The 19,570-nt window shown below is 40.6% G+C and carries 14 protein-coding genes; 2 read left to right on the forward strand and 12 right to left on the reverse strand.

The window, feature by feature from the left end; genetic code table 11:
• Positions 1-79: 79 nt before the first annotated feature.
• Genes U735_RS0122470 through U735_RS0122510 form a run of 9 tightly spaced genes read right to left on the reverse strand, consistent with a single transcriptional unit; the run spans position 80 to position 9,699 of the window.
• Entirely contained in the window at positions 80-724 is a 645-nt protein-coding gene (locus tag U735_RS0122470; protein WP_031445971.1) for an HAD family hydrolase, read from the reverse strand.
• Between the two features lie 28 nt (positions 725-752).
• Positions 753-1,760 (reverse strand): Gfo/Idh/MocA family protein, encoded by a 1,008-nt coding sequence (locus U735_RS0122475; RefSeq protein ID WP_031445972.1) that lies wholly within the window; start codon positions 1,758-1,760, stop codon positions 753-755.
• A gap of 43 nt (positions 1,761-1,803) precedes the next feature.
• Positions 1,804-2,622: a glycerophosphodiester phosphodiesterase gene (locus tag U735_RS0122480; RefSeq protein WP_051892297.1), complete on the reverse strand. Its 819-nt coding sequence runs from the start codon at positions 2,620-2,622 to the stop codon at positions 1,804-1,806.
• 54 nt (positions 2,623-2,676) lie between these two features.
• Positions 2,677-3,960, reverse strand: a complete 1,284-nt coding sequence (locus tag U735_RS0122485) for a DegT/DnrJ/EryC1/StrS family aminotransferase (RefSeq protein ID WP_031445974.1) — start codon at positions 3,958-3,960, stop codon at positions 2,677-2,679.
• Positions 3,961-3,989: 29 nt separating this feature from the next.
• Positions 3,990-5,081: a sialidase family protein gene (locus tag U735_RS0122490; protein WP_034248686.1), complete on the reverse strand. Its 1,092-nt coding sequence runs from the start codon at positions 5,079-5,081 to the stop codon at positions 3,990-3,992.
• 57 nt (positions 5,082-5,138) lie between these two features.
• Positions 5,139-7,712, reverse strand: coding sequence for a glycoside hydrolase family 2 protein (locus tag U735_RS0122495; protein WP_034248689.1), 2,574 nt, complete (start codon positions 7,710-7,712; stop codon positions 5,139-5,141).
• A gap of 13 nt (positions 7,713-7,725) precedes the next feature.
• A complete protein-coding gene (locus tag U735_RS0122500; RefSeq protein ID WP_031445977.1) occupies positions 7,726-7,956 on the reverse strand; it encodes a hypothetical protein in 231 nt (76 codons plus the stop codon).
• 17 nt (positions 7,957-7,973) lie between these two features.
• The gene (locus U735_RS0122505) at positions 7,974-8,189 is read right to left on the reverse strand and encodes a hypothetical protein (RefSeq protein ID WP_031445978.1); all 216 of its coding nucleotides are present in this window, start codon (positions 8,187-8,189) and stop codon (positions 7,974-7,976) included.
• A gap of 1 nt (position 8,190) precedes the next feature.
• Entirely contained in the window at positions 8,191-9,699 is a 1,509-nt protein-coding gene (locus tag U735_RS0122510) for a sodium:solute symporter family protein (RefSeq protein ID WP_031445979.1), read from the reverse strand.
• Positions 9,700-10,161: 462 nt separating this feature from the next.
• Here U735_RS0122510 and U735_RS0122515 point away from each other — a divergent pair, with 462 nt between their 5' ends.
• Positions 10,162-13,575 (forward strand): SusC/RagA family TonB-linked outer membrane protein, encoded by a 3,414-nt coding sequence (locus U735_RS0122515; RefSeq protein ID WP_083260595.1) that lies wholly within the window; start codon positions 10,162-10,164, stop codon positions 13,573-13,575.
• Between the two features lie 30 nt (positions 13,576-13,605).
• Positions 13,606-15,300, forward strand: coding sequence for a SusD/RagB family nutrient-binding outer membrane lipoprotein (locus U735_RS0122520; RefSeq protein WP_031445981.1), 1,695 nt, complete (start codon positions 13,606-13,608; stop codon positions 15,298-15,300).
• 271 nt (positions 15,301-15,571) lie between these two features.
• Here the strand turns inward: U735_RS0122520 and U735_RS0122530 are convergent, their stop codons facing one another.
• The 3 genes from U735_RS0122530 to U735_RS0122540 form a co-directional block, all read right to left on the reverse strand.
• Positions 15,572-15,778, reverse strand: a complete 207-nt coding sequence (locus tag U735_RS0122530; protein ID WP_031445982.1) for a YgaP family membrane protein — start codon at positions 15,776-15,778, stop codon at positions 15,572-15,574.
• Positions 15,779-15,799: 21 nt separating this feature from the next.
• The gene (locus U735_RS0122535; RefSeq protein ID WP_031445983.1) at positions 15,800-16,105 is read right to left on the reverse strand and encodes a hypothetical protein; all 306 of its coding nucleotides are present in this window, start codon (positions 16,103-16,105) and stop codon (positions 15,800-15,802) included.
• A 214-nt stretch (positions 16,106-16,319) separates the two neighbouring features.
• Positions 16,320-19,511, reverse strand: a complete 3,192-nt coding sequence (locus U735_RS0122540; RefSeq protein ID WP_031445984.1) for an efflux RND transporter permease subunit — start codon at positions 19,509-19,511, stop codon at positions 16,320-16,322.
• Between the last annotated feature and the right edge of the window lie 59 nt (positions 19,512-19,570).

Below are 19,570 nucleotides of genomic sequence, written 5' to 3' on the forward strand. Positions count from 1 at the left end.
GCTAATTGACAAAAGCTGTTCAAGCCAATTAAGTATTACTTGACCAGCCAACACCTTAAAAATAGATGAAGTTCCGCTGTTAAAATAGAAGTTCTAGATCCACTATTTTATTAATAGAATGCTCCGCTTTGGGAACATCTCCAAAGCCATATTTGGCAAAAACAAAAGGAATTTGGTTCCCAATCGCCGCTGAATAATCTCCCATGGTATCCCCAATATAGATGGGTTTGGTGAGTTTATTTCTTTCAATGACCATTTTTACGTTTTCAGTCTTTGACAAGCCCGTATTGCCCGAACATTCAAAATCTTTGAAGTAAGCACTTAAACCGTGAAATTCATAAAAGGCTTCTATATAGCCGGCCTGACAATTACTGACTATAAACAGATCATACTTTTTACCTAAGGTTTTCAAAGTTGCCTCCAATCCATGGTACAAAACCCCTCCGGACTCCTTAATGTCATTTACCTCCTGTACATAGCAACTATTCATAACTTCAAATTGCTGCTCTTCGCTTAAATATGGAAATAATTTCTTGCCTACCAAATCGTGCTGCATTCCCAAAATACCCTGTATATCTTCCTCGGAAATGGGGTTTTTAATACAATCGAATCCATTCAAAGCGGTATGCCAAGCCTTAATGCTCATGGGCATAGGGTCCCACAGGGTTCCATCCAGGTCAAAAATGATGTTTTCAATATTGTCCCTTAAATCACTCAGAGCCATTTTTTAAAAGTTTTAAATAGTACAGGTCCTAAATTAAGTTGACCACCTCACCTGTTTCGGCCGATTTATAGGCCGCATCCACAATGTCCAGCACCATTTGTCCTTCCGTAAGTCCTGGAACCGGTTGTTGTCTGGTTTTGATACATTCTACAAAATACTCCATTTGACGGGTATAGATTATTTGGTCGCAATGATCCTCCCTTTTTGGGAGCTCGGGCACTGTGGTTACCGTACCTTCACCTTCCTTCATTTTTAAAAATGTAGGAAACAGATTGGCATAACCTTTAGTCCCAAACAGACTGGTACTAGCTTCAGGTCCGTCCATATGTGGATGCCACCATCCACTTTCAATGATGCTTTCCGTGCCATTGCCCCAAGTAATTACCAAGATTCCCGTGTCGTCTACATCATAATCCCCAAATTCCGTGGAAATTCTGGCATATACCTTTACGGGTTTTGGATCTCCCAAGATATATCTTACTGCATCAATGGCATGCACCCCCATATCTGCCAAGGCCCCGCCCCCGGCCAACTCCTTTTTGGTAAACCATCCGGAAGGGCCCCAATTTTCATGTATTCCGTAGCCCTTGGTCTTAAATACTCTTCCTATTGTTCCCGAGGCTACGGTATCCTTTATATAACGGGTATCGGTATCGAAACGCCACATATGACCAACCATCACCAATTGGTTATGCTTGGTTGCTACCCCAGCTATTTGTCTGCCTTCATCACCGGTCATTCCCATGGGCTTTTCAAGAAAAACATCCTTACCGTTCTGCAAGAACTCTATGGCATAGGGAGCGTGAAATTGATTGGGCGTGCTTATAATTACTGCATCCAGATCATCTCTTTTTACAAACGAAGAGATATCGTTCAGCGCCTCTTTAATATTGTATTTAAGGGCAAATTTTTGGGCATTATCTAGGTTTTTGGACACTACGGCCGCTATTTCAACATCGGCCAAGGTTTGCAGTCCACGAGCGTGATAATCCGATATAAATCCCGCACCTATTAGGCCTATTTTAATTTTTTCCATTTTTTATAAATTACTTAAATTTCTATGGCCGGGCAGTAGCGTTTCAATAGTCATTTTCAAAAGCTTGAAGCATTTTTGATAACTTATCGGTCAAAATAAAATCGACCCCCGCATCCAATAATTCCTTAACGCGCCCTTCCTCTTCGGAATGAAAATAATTGATGCGAATCCCATTATCCTTTAGCTTTTTTAAGTCCGTCAGAATATTTTCATCGTCCCTACTACTTCTTAATTGAAGAAATGCAAAGCCATTTTCTATGGTCCCATTTATATATTCAGCGCGGGTAGATAGGCGCTCCATATTACACATCATTATATTTGGATTTACACGCCTTACCCCTTTTGCCGCCTCATTTTCACAGGCAATAACAGCCTGATGGATTCTGTCCGCTGAAATCACGGCTTCGGCTGTTGCAGCACCCAAACGTTCATCCCCTTTCAAATGAATATTAAGCCAGATATTTTTCGGCATAATATCCAGTGCTTCCTTTAAAGTGGGGACCCTTTCTTTCTTAAACTCCTTGGATTTCCATTTGCCGGCATCGAGTTTTTTTATTTTTTTCAGCCTAAGATCTTTCACCAGTCCCCGGCCATTGGTCGTTCTATTTACCTTGTCATCGTGCATAATCACCAACTGATTGTCCTTGGTCATTTGAACATCCAACTCTATCATCTGCGCTCCTAAACGAATAGCCTCCCCAAAGGCTGCCAAAGTATTCTCCGGATGGGTCTCATTGGCCCCCCTATGGGCACAAATGCCATTTTGGGGCATATTTTCATTATCTGGGACATCCATGGAATCTTGACCAAAAACAAGATTATTCCAAGTGAAAATAGCGAGAAGGCCTATAAACAATTTCATATGTCCAAAATATTATTTTATAAAAGCTACAACTTTAGCACCACCAATACTACCCTAGTCCATTAATTCCTCGGCATGGGTATAAATCTTTTTTATGGCATCGGCCACCAAATCCATATCCGCTTTTGTTCCCATTAACACTTTATGATGTACACAAACCGACTCTTCCTTAAAAATACGTTCACAGACTGGTAAGGAAAATCTTTTTGGATCAATAGCTTTCCAATAGGCATCATTTAATTTGTGTCTGGAAGGTTTTGTATGTGGTACGTACAATGAGCAATTATTTAAAGGCTCATAGCAGGCATCCACAATTATACCCAATTCCGCTTCCAGGGCGGATCTAAACCTCTCTATAGGCAAATTCTTGAACTTGCTTGAATCGTATCGAAAAACAAAATTGAAATAAGCCTTTTTGGTTTCCCGATCATCTCTTTTTAACGGGGTCACTCCTTCTATTTCCTTTAGAAGCGTATTTAAATAAACCCCATTGGCGTCTCTGTTTGCATTCTGTTCTGGCAATCTTTTTAAGCCTTCTACCAGTATAGCTGCTTGAAATTCGGTAATCCGATAGTTACCGGACTGTATAAAATTACCGTCATCACCATAATCCCCTATCCCTTTGTCGGCACCGATCAACGAATCTCCTTCCGGTCTGCGACCAACATTTCTCAGGGCATCCATTTTTTCTGCCAAATCAGTATCATCCGTAGTAATAGATCCCCCTTCACCTGCAGTTAAATGTTTTGATAATTGAAAACTGAAACTCCCGACATTACCAATACTTCCGGCTTTTTTACCTTTCCATTCACCTCCGTGCTTGTGGGCACAATCCTCAATTACATAAAGGTTATGTTTCTTGGCAATGGCCATTATCGCATCCATATCCGCAAAGGCACCGTAGAGATGTACTGGCGTAATAGCTTTTGTTCTTGGAGTTATGGCCTTTTCTATTTCTTTTGGATCTATACACCAGGTATCCTCACAAATATCCACCAATATGGGGGTAGCATTTACATCGATTACCGTGGCAGCAGTAGCTTGCCACGTTAGGCCAGGGACAATAACCTCGTCACCAACGCCTATACCCAAGGCTTCCAAAGCAATTTGCATGGTTATGGTACCGTTTACAACACATATGGCATGTTTTGTCCCCGTATATGCCGCAAATAGTTTATTGAACTCCATTTCCTTTGGCCCATTATAGGACCAAACCCCACTATTCAGGACTTCTATCAGAGCAACTTCCTCTTCCTTCCCCCAGACCGGCCATTTAGGCCAGGGATTCTTATTGGTATCGCGACTAGGTAAGCCGCCATTTATTGCTAGTTTTTTCATTGTCAATGGTTGTTATAATATGATTTCGTTTATAATTTTTCAGGGTCCAAAACTACATGTTTCACGGTCTTTCTATTCCATGTATACACTATATGTACCATTCCGTTAGGGTTTTGAATCAGGGTGGGGTACGAATATTCCTCTCCCTTTTTGTCTGTTGTTGCTGTTAAGGGTTCCAAATCCAACACTCTTTTCCATATTTTGCCGTCTTGGGAAAGACCTACGCTCAAGGGAACCCTATCCTCGGATTCAATGGTGGTAGGATTATAAATCAATAAATGTCGACCGTCCTTTAGCGTAATGGCATCAATCCCTGAATCAGGATTGGGAAGATCCGTAGCAGTCATTTCGCTCCAGCTGAATCCACCGTCATAGGACCAATTTTGCCCTATTACCCCCTGATAGGTTCTGCTTAATAATTGGATGGTATCGTTGCCGTGATCTAGGATGGCCGGTTGTATGGCCTTAAATGTTTTACCATCGTTCAAAGGGGCCGTTTTGGTCCATGTTTTGCCAAAATCCACACTTCTTTCCAAATGGATTTTATGACCTACCGTTTCGCTCTCGGTACTGGAAGGTGATAAAATATCCCCATTGGATAAAGTAACTGGTCTATTCTTTATCGGTCCCAAAATACTGTCTGCCAATCTTATAGGCGAAGACCAGTTTAGACCATCATCCTCAGAGGCCTTGTACATTCCCCACCAATATAATGGATCGGGACCAACTTTGTAAAAGAGTATCAAAGGTTTATTTTGAGGTTTAAAAAGAACCGGATTCCAACTTGGAAATCGAATTCCATCTTCCTCCACACCATTGGCTACCTCAACCGGGGTTGTCCATTTACCTCCAATTTTTCTAGAAACCCAAATACCTACGTCATTGTTTTTTTCTTCCGTTCCCCCGAACCAGGAAGCCACCAGAATACCATTACTAACATCTATAGTTGGAGCATGACATTGGGGCGTTAAGCCTTGGCCTATGGGGTAAATGTATTCTTCAATGGTTATGGCGGGATGCTTAACAGAAGTTTCCGAGCTATTTACCTTCACCTTTTCCTTACAGGACGAAGCCGATATTAGAAGGGCAATAGCAACTAAATTTTTTACACAAATTAACATAGTAACAGTAATTAAATGTCTGCTAATCAAAACAAGGAAAAGATCTCTTTCTTGGGACTATTCCAAATTCCATCCCCCTACCTTCAATTCGGCCTCGGAAGTTCCTTTAAAATTGGCGCAAACCATGCGTTCCTCCCCTGGTAGTAAGTTTATAAAATTATCTTCCCAGAATATGGGCAATACAAGTTCTCCCGTCTTTTTATCCATTACCTTTAGGTTAATCAAAAATGCTATATGATCACCGTTGTTCTTAAGTGCTACCTTGATATTTTGCTGTTCACTGTCCTGCTCAAAATAATGTGATTGCCCCAACTGGGTTTTAGGCAGCTCATTCAACTGGGTAAAGTCTGCATATACCTTACTAGGGGTGTGAAATGCAAATGGTCCCAAATCGGCCTCATAGTCCAACACCTCCTCTTTAGTGGATAGCCAATAAAAATTATTGCTGATCTCTACACCCGTTTTATCCAACAAACGAAGATCTACAAAATAGGTAGTGGTAAGCCCTTTGAGTTTCCCTAATTCGAAAATAGATTTTGATGAATCCGGATCCAAAGTAAAGTTTACCTTATCCTCGAACAACATCTCCGACCCTATAGAATATACTCTAATATGGGCAGTCAAATTTTCCTCCGTCCCTTGGCGGTCATTAATGGCATAAATGTGTTTATCCCCATAATTGTATACAAGACTTAGGGGCAAACATGCTTTTTGGGTAGCGTAAAACGCTGCAGTAGGATTTAAATAATAGTCGTACAACTGCCAATACATCTTTGGCCAGGCCGCATTCAACATCCATTGGACAATACCCGTGGATTTCTTTTTGTTGACCTGAAAAGCTTCGAACATAGGCCGCATAAGCTCATAGTTCATGGCCTGGGCCTTTCTATCGAACTCTTCCAAGGAACTGGGAGCTCCATATTTTTCATCCATGGCCTTGGTAAATCTACTTAAATCGGCAAACTCATACCGTCCGCAATGAAAATTCCAGGCTTCGCCCAATGGCCACAATTGTTCTTGAGGAATCATCTTTTTTAGACTTTCCAATTGGGGAATCTGAGCTCCGGGACCGGTTTCTGTATTAAACCCATAGGCACCGCCAAATTTGGTGTCCGTAAACCAATAAACCGGGGCAGTATAGGCATAGGGACCCAACATCTTTACCCCAGAGGATCCACTAATCTCACTAATTACATCCTCACTGCCTATAACGTGTTGATCACTGCCCACACCACCTGTAGAATTTAAATAAGGCCTTGTGGGATCATACTTGGCGAAAGTGTCTATATATTTTTGCTCCAATTCCGTAATCGGCACCTTGTCACTGGCAACAGTCCAAACAAAGATACTTGGGTGGTTGCGAAGCCATATCACCTGATCTTCCCAGGCTTGGGCAACATGGGAAATATGCTCTGGCTTATATACACCTCCAAATCGCTCATTGACCGGGACCCCCATATGGATCTCATGCTCCCAATGACAACTCCAACCTACCATTAACAGTATACCATGTTCATCACAGAGGTCGTACAATTTGTGGTCTTTTCCCCAAAATCCTTCCAAACGAATACAATTGAGATTCATTTGTTTTACGTACTTCACTTGGGCCTCAATACTTTCGTCCGTATCCATCAACAGCATATCATCTGTCCAACCGGCACCTTTTATCAATACCTTTTGCCCATTTACCTTATAACCTCTATGAATATCGTTTAACCAATAATCCTGTATATCGCGAATTCCAAATCTCAGCTGGGCAGTATCCAAGACCGTCTCCTTGGCAACAAATTTTAAATCCAGATTATAGAGATCGGGATTCCCCAAATTAATGGGCCACCAAAGTTTAGGCTCCTTAAAATTAAGTCCCACAAAATCCTTACTGTCAAAGGTGATCAGCTCTTTATTATTGGGGGACAAGCTTATATTTTTCTTGAACACTATAGCCCCTATGGTCCCTACTAAATCTCCAGAAATTTCAGCCTTGGAATAATTGGTCAGTTCCGCCGAAACAGTAATGTCGGCCTCTTTCAAGGTCTTAAGATTTACCTTGGTCTTCACAAAGGGTTTTTCAATTTGTACCCCACCATGAAGGTGCAAGGTTACGGGCCTAAATATACCCATATCCCCATCTGGTGGGGCAGGGTTCCAATCTACAAAGCCTATACTAAAATCGCCGGGTTGGGGTGGAATTACCTCAATGGCCAAAATATTGGATCCACTTTTAATATGTGTACTTACATCAAAAGAGGTAATTCGAAATGCCCCGTCTATATCAGTGGCATCGGCAATGAGTTGTCCATTTAACCAAACATTGGCCTTATAGTTTATACCGTCAAATTTTAAGCTGGCAAACTCATTGGATTGCTCCTGTGTGAGTTCAAAACTGCTTGTGTACCACCAGGATACTTTAAATAGTTCTGTTGGGATGGTCTTTAAATTCTCCCCAAAATAGGGGTCTTCGTAAACCTTGTTGGCCACCAAAGTGCTCAAAACGGTTGAAGGAACGACGGCGGGTAACCAATTTTCCGAAATTGTGGGGTTTGTAGAGATATCACTCCCCTTTTCCGAAACTTTACTTGAACTCTGGATTCTCCAATTATCCGATAACTTTATTTGGACGGACTTGTGCATTCTATATGTTTTATTATTCCTTCTTGGATTTTAATTTCTTTATAGTTCTTTTTGCTTTCCACATCATTCCGCCACCAATGGATATTAGTATTAAACCAGCAACCATATCGGTCATATGTTCTACGAAGGTTTCCGTATAGATCATTGCAAAAAGTACAATAACCCCAAAAGCCATAATGAAAAATCCAAGAGCATTGTTAATTTGAGCGGCCTTTAAGCCCGCATTTATTTCATTTGTCTCCATACTTTTTTATTAAGGGGTTAAAAATGATTATAGATCGATGCCAAAATACAAAGTACGGCAATAGACCATAGTTTTAAATTGTTCCACCAGTGCCGATCTTCCTTGGCAATGCCTTGGTACACATATTCCGTAGGCAATAACAGCACCAAAAGTCCTATTAGGGCGTACAAAGAAAGAAATATCATTTTTGCAGTTTCTTGCGAAACACCGGAAAGCCAGTCAAAATTGAACATATTACAGTTTTTTATTTTCCACTAAAATTTTTGAACTAAACACCAAGCCTTTAAGTTGTTCTTCGGTATGTTTCTTGGTGAGCAGACTTACTACAACATTAATTATAAACCCTAACAGGAAGGACCACCAGGAAATATAAAGAAAAGGATCTTCTATGGTGAAGAATTGTTCCTTAAATACATTAAGATATATGGCAAAACCAATGCCTATGACCAATGCCGAAAGACCTCCCCATTCCGTAGTTCGTTTCCAGAATATTCCTAAAAGAAGAATGGCGAATATGGGTCCTTGGAAATAGGACATAAAGGTTTGTATGGCCACATAAATCCCTGGGAAATCGCTGCTAATTGGTGAGGTAGCAACTCCAATAAGCAACAGCACCAAGGTGGTAATCTGCCCTACTTTTAAATAATGTTTGTCATCCGCCCCTTTTTTAATAAACGGTTCGTAGATATCCTTTGTAAATAAGGTGGCCGTTGAATTCAACAAGGAATCCACACTGGACATAAGCCCTGCAAAAAATGCGGCGAACATAAGTCCGACCAAACCGGGAGGCAGAATGGATTTGATCATCATTGGCAGCGCCTGATCTCCGTCCAGCAATCCGGGATGAACCACTACAGCCATAAGCCCAGGAAACAAAACCAAGATTGGAATAAACATTTTAAGTGCAGATCCAAAAATCATACTCGCCTTTGCGTGCCATTCGTTTTTGGCGGTAAGACAGCGCTGTACAATAGATTGGTTACCTATCATGTATGCATTGGCCATAACAAAGGTTAGACCAAATAAAATTCCAGTCCATGGAAAGGGCGATTTCGTATCCTGTGGTTGTATAATATCGAAATGATTGCGATACTCGGGTCCCATTGTAGCGATTTTATCTACCATATTATCCCATCCTCCAACTTCGTAAAGACTCAGAAAAACTAAGGCAAAGCCTCCTATAAACATTATAACGAACTGAACAACATCGGTCATTATTACAGCAGTAATACCCCCAAAATAGGTATATAGACCAACCACACCGGCAGTGGCAACAATGGATATCCAGATGGGCCACCCCATAAGAACATTTAATAGAACTGCACTGGCCCAAAAAAGAACCCCCAAATCCAAGGCAAAAAACAGGATCCAGGTAACAGAAGCAATAGTCCTTACCTTTTGGTTATACCTTCTTCCCAGGTATTCCGGAATAGTGTACATACCCCCACGCCAGAAATAAGGAATAAAAATAAAGGCCGCCAGCAACATTGCAGGAACTGAACCTACCCAATCAAAGTTGCCGACAGAAATACCATATCTATAGGCTTGACCTGACACACCCACAAAATCCAATGCCCCAATGTCCGATACTACGATCGACATACCAATGGCCCAGAAAGGGAGGCTTTTGCCTCCTAGAAAATAATCTTCGGAACTATTGACAAATTTTTTGAAATATAGCCCCAGTAATAACATTCCTATTATATAAGCTATTACAATAAAATAATCTATCCCTGCTAACATTGGTTTGGCATTTTGGTTAATTACCTACAAATTAAATTCAAATAGAGGTGATTGAATAAGTAAATCTTATTTCATTTACATGGTATATTGACATAAGACCTAGTTTTTTGACTTATTTCAGGGCAATTAAGTTAAAATTATAGCAGTTTGTATAATGAATGAAGTATCACATAATAAATATTGATATGACCTACCTATATCAATATATATAATACCACTACCTATTTTAACCATAAATCGGTCCCAAATAGTGAGGTTCCAAAATGGTGCAGTTTACCTTTAAGAAATATTCTTACCAAAAATCAAACATATCTTAACCTAAAATTTTCAATATCATAATATTGACCCAAAAAGAGGTAAAATTCCATAAGTATCTAATAAAATACTATGCTTTTTGTCGATTATTTTACAATAGTTTTGTTAACGAAATGCTAATTACTCAACCAATTAATACAAATGAATATGAAAAAAAGCAGCTTGAAATTTTTGACTTTCCTTTTGTTCAGCATGGTTTCTGGAATCATGTTGGCACAACAAGGTGTAACGGGAGTCGTCAGCAGTGATGATGGCGAATTGCTCCCTGGGGTGTCCGTGGTAGTAAAGGGTACTACCACTGGTGTAACCACCGATTTTGACGGAATATACAGTATTACTGTTCCTAACAGTAGTGCTGTTTTGGTGTTCTCCTATTTAGGAATGGAAACAAAGGAAGTAGTTGTTGGGAACCAATCTACCCTTAATGTCACTATGGCAACCTCCTCCGAACAATTGGAAGAAGTTGTAGTAACGGCTCTAGGTATATCTCGGGAAAAGAAATCCTTGGGATATTCTGTAAGTGAGGTAGGTGGTGATGCTTTGGATAACGTTCCTCAAGAGAACGTTTTAAACGCTCTTTCCGGTAAGGTATCCGGGGTGAATATCAATTCTACTGGTGGTGCAGGTTCTACTGTAAACATTAATGTTAGGGGCGCAGCTTCGCTGTCCAGTGACAACCAACCATTGTTTGTAATCGATGGTTCTCCTGTAATTAATACGGCTAATAACATTACAGAAATAGGTAGGGATAACAAAGTGGATTACGGTAATGCCATTTCTGATATCAATGCAGACGATATTGCCAGTGTTACGGTTCTAAAAGGTGCCAGTGCAGCGGCACTTTATGGTTCTAGGGCAGGTAACGGGGTTATATTAATTACAACCAAGTCTGGAAAATCTAAAAAAGGATTGGGAGTAACTATAAATACCAGTACCGTTTTTGATATTCCTAGTCGTTTCTTAGATACCCACAATAGGTTTGCAACAGGTTCCAGACCTTATACCGAAGACAATTTCCCGGCGAATTCCTATGGAGCTATTATCATTGGTGAAACCTCTGCTGCTTGGGCCGGTCCTGAACTGGACAAAGGCATCATGGCAATCCAATGGCCATATAGCGCAGAGGAAATAGCTAGTGGTGTTCCCGTTCCAAGGGAATTGAAGTCATACAACAATCCAAAGAATTTCTTTCAAACGGCCGTTACGACAACCAATAATATTTCGATCCAGGACAATACTGAAAAAATTAATTATAGGTTGTCCTATTCGGATCTACAGAACAAGGGAAACATCCCTAATACGGATTTACACAAACATAGCATCAGTTTAAATTCATCATTGAAGTTAAACGAAAAATTTACGGTTAGTACTAGTCTTAACTACACAAAAACTGGTGCGGACAACAGACCTGTTGGTAACCGCGGGGCCAACGCAATGCAGGCAGTTTACGAATTGAACCCACATATTGATGTGCGTCAAATGAAAGATTATTGGTTGCCAGGTTACGAAGGCATCTACCAAAATTCACCTTATAATTTTGGGGACGATCCAACAGAAACCGAATGGAACAACCCTTATTTCTTAGCTTACGAGAACAACAATGGTTTTGAAAGAAACAGGTTTTATGGTAATGTTAAAGGAGAGTATAAAATCACCGATGATCTAACGGGTATGGTTCGTTACAACATGGATGAAATTAACGAAGTACGAGAAACCAAATTGTCTAAAGGATATACTGGAGACATGAATGGGGCCTATGGTATCAACAAAATTTTCACAAATGAAACAAACGTCGATTTCTTATTAACTTACGCCAAAAGACTGGAAGGATGGGATTTCTCAATATCTGGAGGAGGCAACAAAAGGGTTTTAAAAGGAAACAATTTGTTAAATTCTACCATAAATAGAGGATCTGGACTTTTAACACCAGGGTTGTTCACCTTATCCAATATAGCCAACGACAATTTAATTTACTCTTACAACAGTTATGAAAAACAAGTAAATAGTTTGTATGGAATGGCTAGTATTGGTATTAAAGATATGTTCTATGTAGACGTTACAGGAAGAAATGATTGGTCCAGTACCTTACCAGACAATAACAATTCCTATTTTTACCCTTCCGTATCCACTAGTTTATTGGTTAATAAGCTTCTTGGTTTTGGCAACGGGGTATCCTTATTAAAACTTCGTGCCGGTTATGCCGAAGTAGGAAACGATACTGGAGCATACAACCTACAGCCCACTTTAAATGGCGGTACCTCATGGGGATCAGGATCTTTGTTATCCGTGCCCTCTACGCTACTTAACCCTGATTTAAAACCAGAAAGTATTTCCTCATGGGAAGGAGGAGCTGATTTGGCCTTCTTTAACAATAGGTTAAGTATGGATTTTACATATTACACCGCCGATAACGAAAACCAAATTTTTGGAATTGCCCTACCTATCTCCTCAGGGTATAGCTCTAAAAACACCAATGCTGGTCTATTGAGAAGTACAGGTATAGAAGCTGGTTTAAATGCTAACATCATAAACTCCAATGATTGGCGTTGGGATATGGGCTTCGTGTTTAACAGAAACCGAACCAAGGTAATTGAATTGGCTGAAGGCATGAATTCCATAACGCTTTGGACCGATGCCCGTGGTGGTGCTATAACTTGGGTTGGTGAAGAAATAGGAAATATTTTTGATGCTGCACTAGTGCGTGTTGAAGATCCCAACTCACCTTATTTTGGATGGCCTATTATTGATGATTCCGGTTTCGAGAGTAGCGACAGAACTAGAGAAGACGCAGACGGAAACAGGGTTGCTCCAATTATTGGCAACTTTAACCCAGATTTCACTTTAGGGATGACCACTTCCGCTTCTTATAAGAACTGGAGCATCTCCATGAATTTTGACTGGAGAAAAGGCGGACAGTTTGTATCGCAAACCCACAGATATGGGGAATCTGATTTACATACCCAACGATGGATTGATAAATTGCACAATTTTAATGACATTGCCGATGTTCCTGCGTACTTAAGGGAAAACGCGGACCAATTCTTATCTGAAGATGGTGAATTCTATGTATTGGTTGGTGGGCCTACAGCAGCAGATGGTGGTCTTCCTTATACCGAAGGTGGAATTACATTGAACGATGGTGTATTTATGCCAGGGGTTCAAGGAGATTATGACGATAACGGCAACTTCATAGCTACAGCGGAAAACCTTGGGGGTCCTGGAACCGTGGTTACAAGATACCAAGATCACTACGGATGGGACTTTACCAGAAATGCAACTTTTGATTCCGATTTCGTAAAATTAAGAGAAATTTCACTTACTTATTCCGTGCCAAGCAAACATATAAAACAAGTAGGACTTCAAAATCTAAATATATCTTTATTTAGCCGAAATATTATCCTATGGACCAAGGCCGATATAGGAATCGATCCTGAGATGGCTTTCCAGCACGAATCAAGTACACAAGGAGGAAGTGGTATCCAATTTAAGCAAGGTATAGAGCGCTTTAATATAAATCCATTTACTATTCCAATAGGTTTCAAACTTAACGTAAGTTTCTAATTAGGCACTTTAAACAAAAAACAAAAAATCATGAGTAAAATAAATAAGATATTTAAACTATTTCTCGTAGTTTGTCTACTGTCCGCTACTTCGTGCGACAATGAGCTTACAGAAATTAACCAAAACCCCAACGGGGTAGATCCGAGCCAAGGCAATCCAAGTTTTTTATTAACACAAGTGATGGTGAATACCGCTTTGGACGTAGGTAGTAAAGGCTATAGTGGAGAATTATCTGCCTTTGTACAATACACCCAAAAAGATTCTTGGGGCAACAACAATTACGATTGGGATGGCAGTGGATGGAACACCTACTACGGAAACTTGCGTAGTGCTAAATTAGCCCTACAACGGTCTCAAGAATTAGGTTATACCTTACATGAAGCGATTGCCCAAATATTAATGGCGCAGAACTTTGTTACTTTGGCAGATTACTATGGAGACGTTCCTTATTCAAACGCTGTACAAGCTGACGAAGATGTTATTTTGCCAACGTATGATTCCCAAGAAGCTGTATATAAGGGGGCTATTGCTGATTTTGTAGCTGCTGCTGCTTCAATATCCAACAATATGGGCAACTTGGAGGCCTTTGGTGCCAGCCAAGATATTTTCTTTGGAGGCGATGCCGAAAAATGGATGAAATACGCCAACTCCTTGGCCCTACGTTATTACATGCGATTGTCTGAGAAAGACCCATCTTATGCACAAGCAGGGGTAACGGCCACATTGGCGAAACCTTTGATCAGCAGTGTGGATGAGGAGTGTGCCTTGGCCTATATAGGTACATCTGATGGAACTGCACAACCTAGCAACAGTTCAACAGGAGGAGCATCTGCCTTCAATCGTGTTAAGCCTTGTACTACTTTTACCGATAGATTAAGGGAGCTTAATGACCCAAGAGCCAATATTTGGTTTGCACCTGTTGCAATTCCAATTAAAGTTGTGGCTGCAGCAGACGTTCCTGGTGGAGAAGATGATGTGGTTGTAGATGGAGTACGTTATATCAATGAAGAAACTCTTGCAGATAATGGTCTAAAGATATATGACAAAAATACTTGGAAAGCCGATCGTTTGGCTGGATTAAGTTTGGTAGATACTAGTAGCACCTATGTGGGTCTCCCAGTATCGTATCAAGGATCAGAGCCATACACCTATAACTTGAACCCTAACCCGGTACAAGGTGGAGGCAATGTACATGTTTCATTAATGAACGATCAGTTTAAAGAAGCTAGTGGAGATTTCTTAAAAGCTAGGGTTCTGTCCTATGCGGAAGTTTGTTTCTTAAAAGCAGAAGCTGCCCTAAAAGGTTGGGGTACAGATGCAGAAGGAAACTATAACAAAGGAGTACAAGCATCTTTGGATACATGGGGAATTGGCGATGAATATGCAGATTATATAGATAATGCCGAGGTTGCCTTTGATGGTACACTAGCCCAGATCATGGAACAAAAATGGATAGCCAACTTTGCTACCGCTTCTGAGGCATATTTGGATTGGAGACGTACCGGACTTCCTGATCTACAGACTGGACCTTTTGCCCTATCGTCAGTAATCCCAGTTCGTTTTCAATATCCTGATGAAGAAAGAAATATTAATGAAGCTAATTACAATGCAGCATTATCTTCATTGGAAACAACCAGTCACACCAACGATGTGCCCGGAAAATACGAAAATGACACACCATGGTCCAAACCTTGGATATTACAGGGGGTTTCAAAGCCTTGGTAAAAAAAGATTGAGTTTCATTTATTGAGTTTTGAGTTAGTTTTAGAATGCCCCGGGAAATCGGGGCATTTTTTATTCCTACCAATCCAGAACAAAAAAAATGTTCCAAATACCTCTTTGTCCTCCCAAAATTATAATTGCATATGGACAAGAGAGGTAAACCTTTGGATTAAAAATAGTATCTAAGGTATGTTTGATAAATTCTTAATTGTTAATCAACAAAAAGCCGGTACTATCTTACTCGACACCGCCAAATTCGGAAGAATTTGGTGCACTAAACAGTACAACTATCGCCTTCCTTTTTTACCCCCAATTTGAATAAAATCTTTTCCATAAGGCACCATTGTGTAAATGCAGATTGAAAAAGATTGACCCCTACAAAAACGGTAAACCACAACCAGTTTATGTTTACGTATACGGCCAATACAACACTAATAACTACAAAAGCCCCGGCAATTGCCCGGATATACCTGTTGATCATAATATTATTTTTTAAAGGTTACTAAATATATTTTTCTATGGGAACCACGGCAGCCCTTATGGGATTGTTGGTTTCCAAATTATTGTTGAATTCAGAGATAAGTTGAAAAAGGATTTCAATATTCTCTTCTGTGGTAAAGGAAAAAAACATGGCAGATTCTACACCCCCTTTTTCACTGGGGAACCAATTTGAAGCCATGAGCACTTGGGCTGGATTTTTATATCCATCTATATCGGAGCCACTAAAGCTTTCAATATTTGCTTTTTTAAAGAGTTTTAGAGTTTCCTTGGCGAACTCCTCCACAACGGTTACTATGAGTAGTTTCATTATTATTTATTTTTAGTTTCAATTCTATTGCCAAAATGATTTCTTGAGGCTTTACCTTCTTTGGGCTATACCGGGCTCTCTTCGACTAAGCTTAGAGACCGGTCCTTAAAATTTGGATAAATAGCCATTTCCCACATAGATTAAATCAATTTCCTAGAGCGCTCCCTTCGACTCCGCTCAGGGATCTGTAGAACTATCTCATTTAAACTCGCAATTACTTATAGTTCTTCCTTTCTATCATATAATACACCAAAGGCACCACTAACAAGGTAAGTACGGTAGAGACTATTGTACCTCCCATCAAAGAAATGGCCAGCCCTTGGAAAATTGGATCGAATAGGATTACAAACGCTCCAATAACCACGGTTCCCGCTGTTAATAGAATAGGGGTAGTCCTTACGGCACCGGCTTCAATTACGGCCAGTTTTAAAGGAATACCTTCCGCCAATCGCAGATTAATAAAATCGATCAATAACACCGAGTTCCTAACCATAATTCCCGCTAGCGCAATCATTCCAATAAAGGAAGTTGCCGTAAAAAATGCATCCAACATCCAATGTCCCAATACAATCCCGATTAAGGAAAGTGGTATGGCCACCATCATCACTACTGGGGCCTTAAAATTTTGGAACCAGCCCACGATCAATATATAGATGATGAAAATTACCCCTAGGAAGGCCAATCCCAGATCCCGGAATACCTCCAAGGTTATCTGCCATTCCCCATCCCATTTTACGGTATAATTATCCTCAAAATCGGGTTGCTTTATGTACAGCTCATCAATGGAATATCCCTTTGGCAAATTCATTGCCTTCAACTTATCGGTCATTCCCAAAATGGCATACACTGGACTTTCCAAATCCCCGGCCATATCGGCAAGTACATAGACCACCCGCTTTTGGTTTTTTCTATAAATACTCTTGGCCCTTGTGGTCTGCTCTATAGCTACCAAATCTGCTATAGGGACCATATTTCCTTGCTGTGATTTCACCTTCAATTGGGCAATATCCTGAATAGTTGATTTTTCCTTTTCTTCCAAGGCCAATATCAAACCTATTTGAATGGAAGCATTTTCATCGTATAGATTGGTCACCGCCCTTTCCGACAGGGCCATATTCATGGTATGGGCAATTTGTTGTGGTGCCACACCATAAAGCATTGCCTTTTCCTTGTCTATTATAAACTGATATTCCACCTGGTCTGCTTCTACCATCCAATCCACATCCACCACATCCGGGGTGTTTTTCAAAATCTGCTGTACCTGATCTGCAATATCCATTTGTGTATCATAATCAGGGCCATATATTTCCCCAACAATAGTAGATAACACAGGAGGTCCAGGTGGTACCTCAACAATCTTAACATTGGCATTATACTTGTTCCCAATACGTTGTATCTCCGGACGCAATAAACTGGCTATCTCATGACTTTGGGCAGATCGGTCGCCCTTATCCAATAAATTCACTTGAATATCAGCCATATTACTTCCTCCCCTCATATCATAATGACGTACAAGTCCGTTGAATGTTATTGGTGCAGAAGTACCTACATAACTCTGGTAGTTTACTACTTCGGGACGAGTGTTCAAATATTGGGCAATTTCCTTGGCCACTACTCCCGTACGTTCCAAAGTAGTCCCTTCGGGCATGTCTATGACCACCTGAAATTCATTCTTATTATCGAACGGCAACATTTTTACCGCTACCGATTTGGTAAAGAACATCCCTATGGAACCCAATAACAACAGAAAGGTAATTCCCAAAAACAACCATCGTTTCTTTTTGTTTTCGATCAAAGGGTTTTCAAACTTATGGTACATTCTATATATAAAGGTTTCCTCCAAAGGTTTCTCTACCTTTTCCTTCCCTTTCTTATCCTTCTCCCTAAGAAATATATACCCCAAATATGGTGTTATCGTCAAGGCCACAAATAGGGACAACAACATGGCAATGGAAGCTCCAATAGGCATCGGTGACATATAGGGTCCCATAAGACCGGAGACAAAAGCCATTGGCAATACAGAAGCAATTACCGTAAAAGTGGCCAATATGGTTGGGTTGCCCACTTCATTAATGGCATACAGTGCAGCCTGTTTAAATGGCAGGCGTTTCATTTTAAAATGCCGGTGCATGTTCTCCGCAATAATAATGGAGTCGTCCACCACAATACCCGTTACGAAAACCAATGCAAATAAGGTGATACGGTTCAAGGTGTAGTCCAACAAATAATAACTCAATAGAGTCAAGGCAAAGGTGATGGGTACTGAAAGAAACACCACCAATCCCCCACGCCATCCCATGGCCAACATTACAACAAAGGTTACCGCTATTATGGCGCCAATAAGGTGCATTAGCAGTTCGGATACCTTGTGGGACGCCGTTTCCCCGTAGTTCCGTGTCACCTCCACATGCACATCATCCGGGATAAGATTTTTCTTTAAATGATCTACCTTCTCCAAAATAATATCCGATATATTCATGGCGTCCGCCCCTTTGCGCTTGGCTATGGAAATGGTTACGGCAGGATATTCGGACTTATAGGTTTCCCTTTGTTCACTTCCCTGCCCAAAACCCAGTGATACGTATTCCTTAGGAATTTCGGGACCATCCTGTATACTGGCAATCTGCTTCAGATAAATAGGACGGTTCTGTTGTACGCCTACCACCAAATTTTCCACATCGGTAGCAGTTTCCAGGAATTTACCTGTAGTCACCATAAATTCGGTATCGTTCTTATCAAAAGTACCACCGCTAATTTGTTGGTTATTGGCTTTGATCATTTGGGCAACGGTAAGAAAATCCAATCCGCTTTCCGCCAATTTATCCTTGTCCAATACCACACGCAATTGACGGTTACGCCCGCCTATCTTTTGGGTAGCGGAAACATCGTTTACTTTTTCAATTTCATCCGTAAGTTCCTGGGCAATTTGCTTTAGTTGGTAATCATCATAATTCTCGCTCCATAAGGTAAGTCCCAACATAGGAACATCATCTATAGCCCTGGTTTTTATCAAAGGATAGGTAACGCCTTGCGGCATTTCATCCATATGCTTGTTGATCTCGTTCTGTAGTTTAACAAACGAACGTTCTATATCCTCACCAACATAAAACTGCACTATAACCATTCCCTGCTCCTCCATGGAAGTAGAATACACATATTCTACACCCTTAATATTGGAGATTAACTTTTCAAGGGGTTTGGTTACCCTGCTCTCTACTTCAGTGGGACTGGCCCCTGGATAGCCTACAAAGATATCTGCCATAGGCACATCTATCTGAGGCTCCTCCTCCCTTGGAATTAGGAACGAACTATATACCCCAATGACCATGAACACGATCATTAGAAGGACCGTTAACTTAGATCCTATAAATGCTTTGGCAATTTTGCCTGCTAATCCTTCTTTCATCTTTATCTTTTATTTTTGTTTTGGGCGTTACCTTCCCCAATTCTTGTCTTTGTCTTGAA

Source organism: Arenibacter algicola, from assembly GCF_000733925.1.
In the GTDB taxonomy this organism is placed as follows: domain Bacteria; phylum Bacteroidota; class Bacteroidia; order Flavobacteriales; family Flavobacteriaceae; genus Arenibacter; species Arenibacter algicola.

What these genes read in the sequence shown, in the direction of transcription:
- U735_RS0122470 (WP_031445971.1), bottom strand. Translation starts at nt 724, where the DNA reads ATGGCTCTGAGTGATTTAAGGGACAATATTGAAAACATCATTTTTGAC.
- U735_RS0122475 (WP_031445972.1), bottom strand. Translation starts at nt 1,760, where the DNA reads ATGGAAAAAATTAAAATAGGCCTAATAGGTGCGGGATTTATATCGGAT.
- U735_RS0122480 (WP_051892297.1), bottom strand. Translation starts at nt 2,622, where the DNA reads ATGAAATTGTTTATAGGCCTTCTCGCTATTTTCACTTGGAATAATCTT.
- U735_RS0122485 (WP_031445974.1), bottom strand. Translation starts at nt 3,960, where the DNA reads ATGAAAAAACTAGCAATAAATGGCGGCTTACCTAGTCGCGATACCAAT.
- U735_RS0122490 (WP_034248686.1), bottom strand. Translation starts at nt 5,081, where the DNA reads ATGTTAATTTGTGTAAAAAATTTAGTTGCTATTGCCCTTCTAATATCG.
- U735_RS0122495 (WP_034248689.1), bottom strand. Translation starts at nt 7,712, where the DNA reads ATGCACAAGTCCGTCCAAATAAAGTTATCGGATAATTGGAGAATCCAG.
- U735_RS0122500 (WP_031445977.1), bottom strand. Translation starts at nt 7,956, where the DNA reads ATGGAGACAAATGAAATAAATGCGGGCTTAAAGGCCGCTCAAATTAAC.
- U735_RS0122505 (WP_031445978.1), bottom strand. Translation starts at nt 8,189, where the DNA reads ATGTTCAATTTTGACTGGCTTTCCGGTGTTTCGCAAGAAACTGCAAAA.
- U735_RS0122510 (WP_031445979.1), bottom strand. Translation starts at nt 9,699, where the DNA reads ATGTTAGCAGGGATAGATTATTTTATTGTAATAGCTTATATAATAGGA.
- U735_RS0122515 (WP_083260595.1), top strand. Translation starts at nt 10,162, where the DNA reads ATGAAAAAAAGCAGCTTGAAATTTTTGACTTTCCTTTTGTTCAGCATG.
- U735_RS0122520 (WP_031445981.1), top strand. Translation starts at nt 13,606, where the DNA reads ATGAGTAAAATAAATAAGATATTTAAACTATTTCTCGTAGTTTGTCTA.
- U735_RS0122530 (WP_031445982.1), bottom strand. Translation starts at nt 15,778, where the DNA reads ATGATCAACAGGTATATCCGGGCAATTGCCGGGGCTTTTGTAGTTATT.
- U735_RS0122535 (WP_031445983.1), bottom strand. Translation starts at nt 16,105, where the DNA reads ATGAAACTACTCATAGTAACCGTTGTGGAGGAGTTCGCCAAGGAAACT.
- U735_RS0122540 (WP_031445984.1), bottom strand. Translation starts at nt 19,511, where the DNA reads ATGAAAGAAGGATTAGCAGGCAAAATTGCCAAAGCATTTATAGGATCT.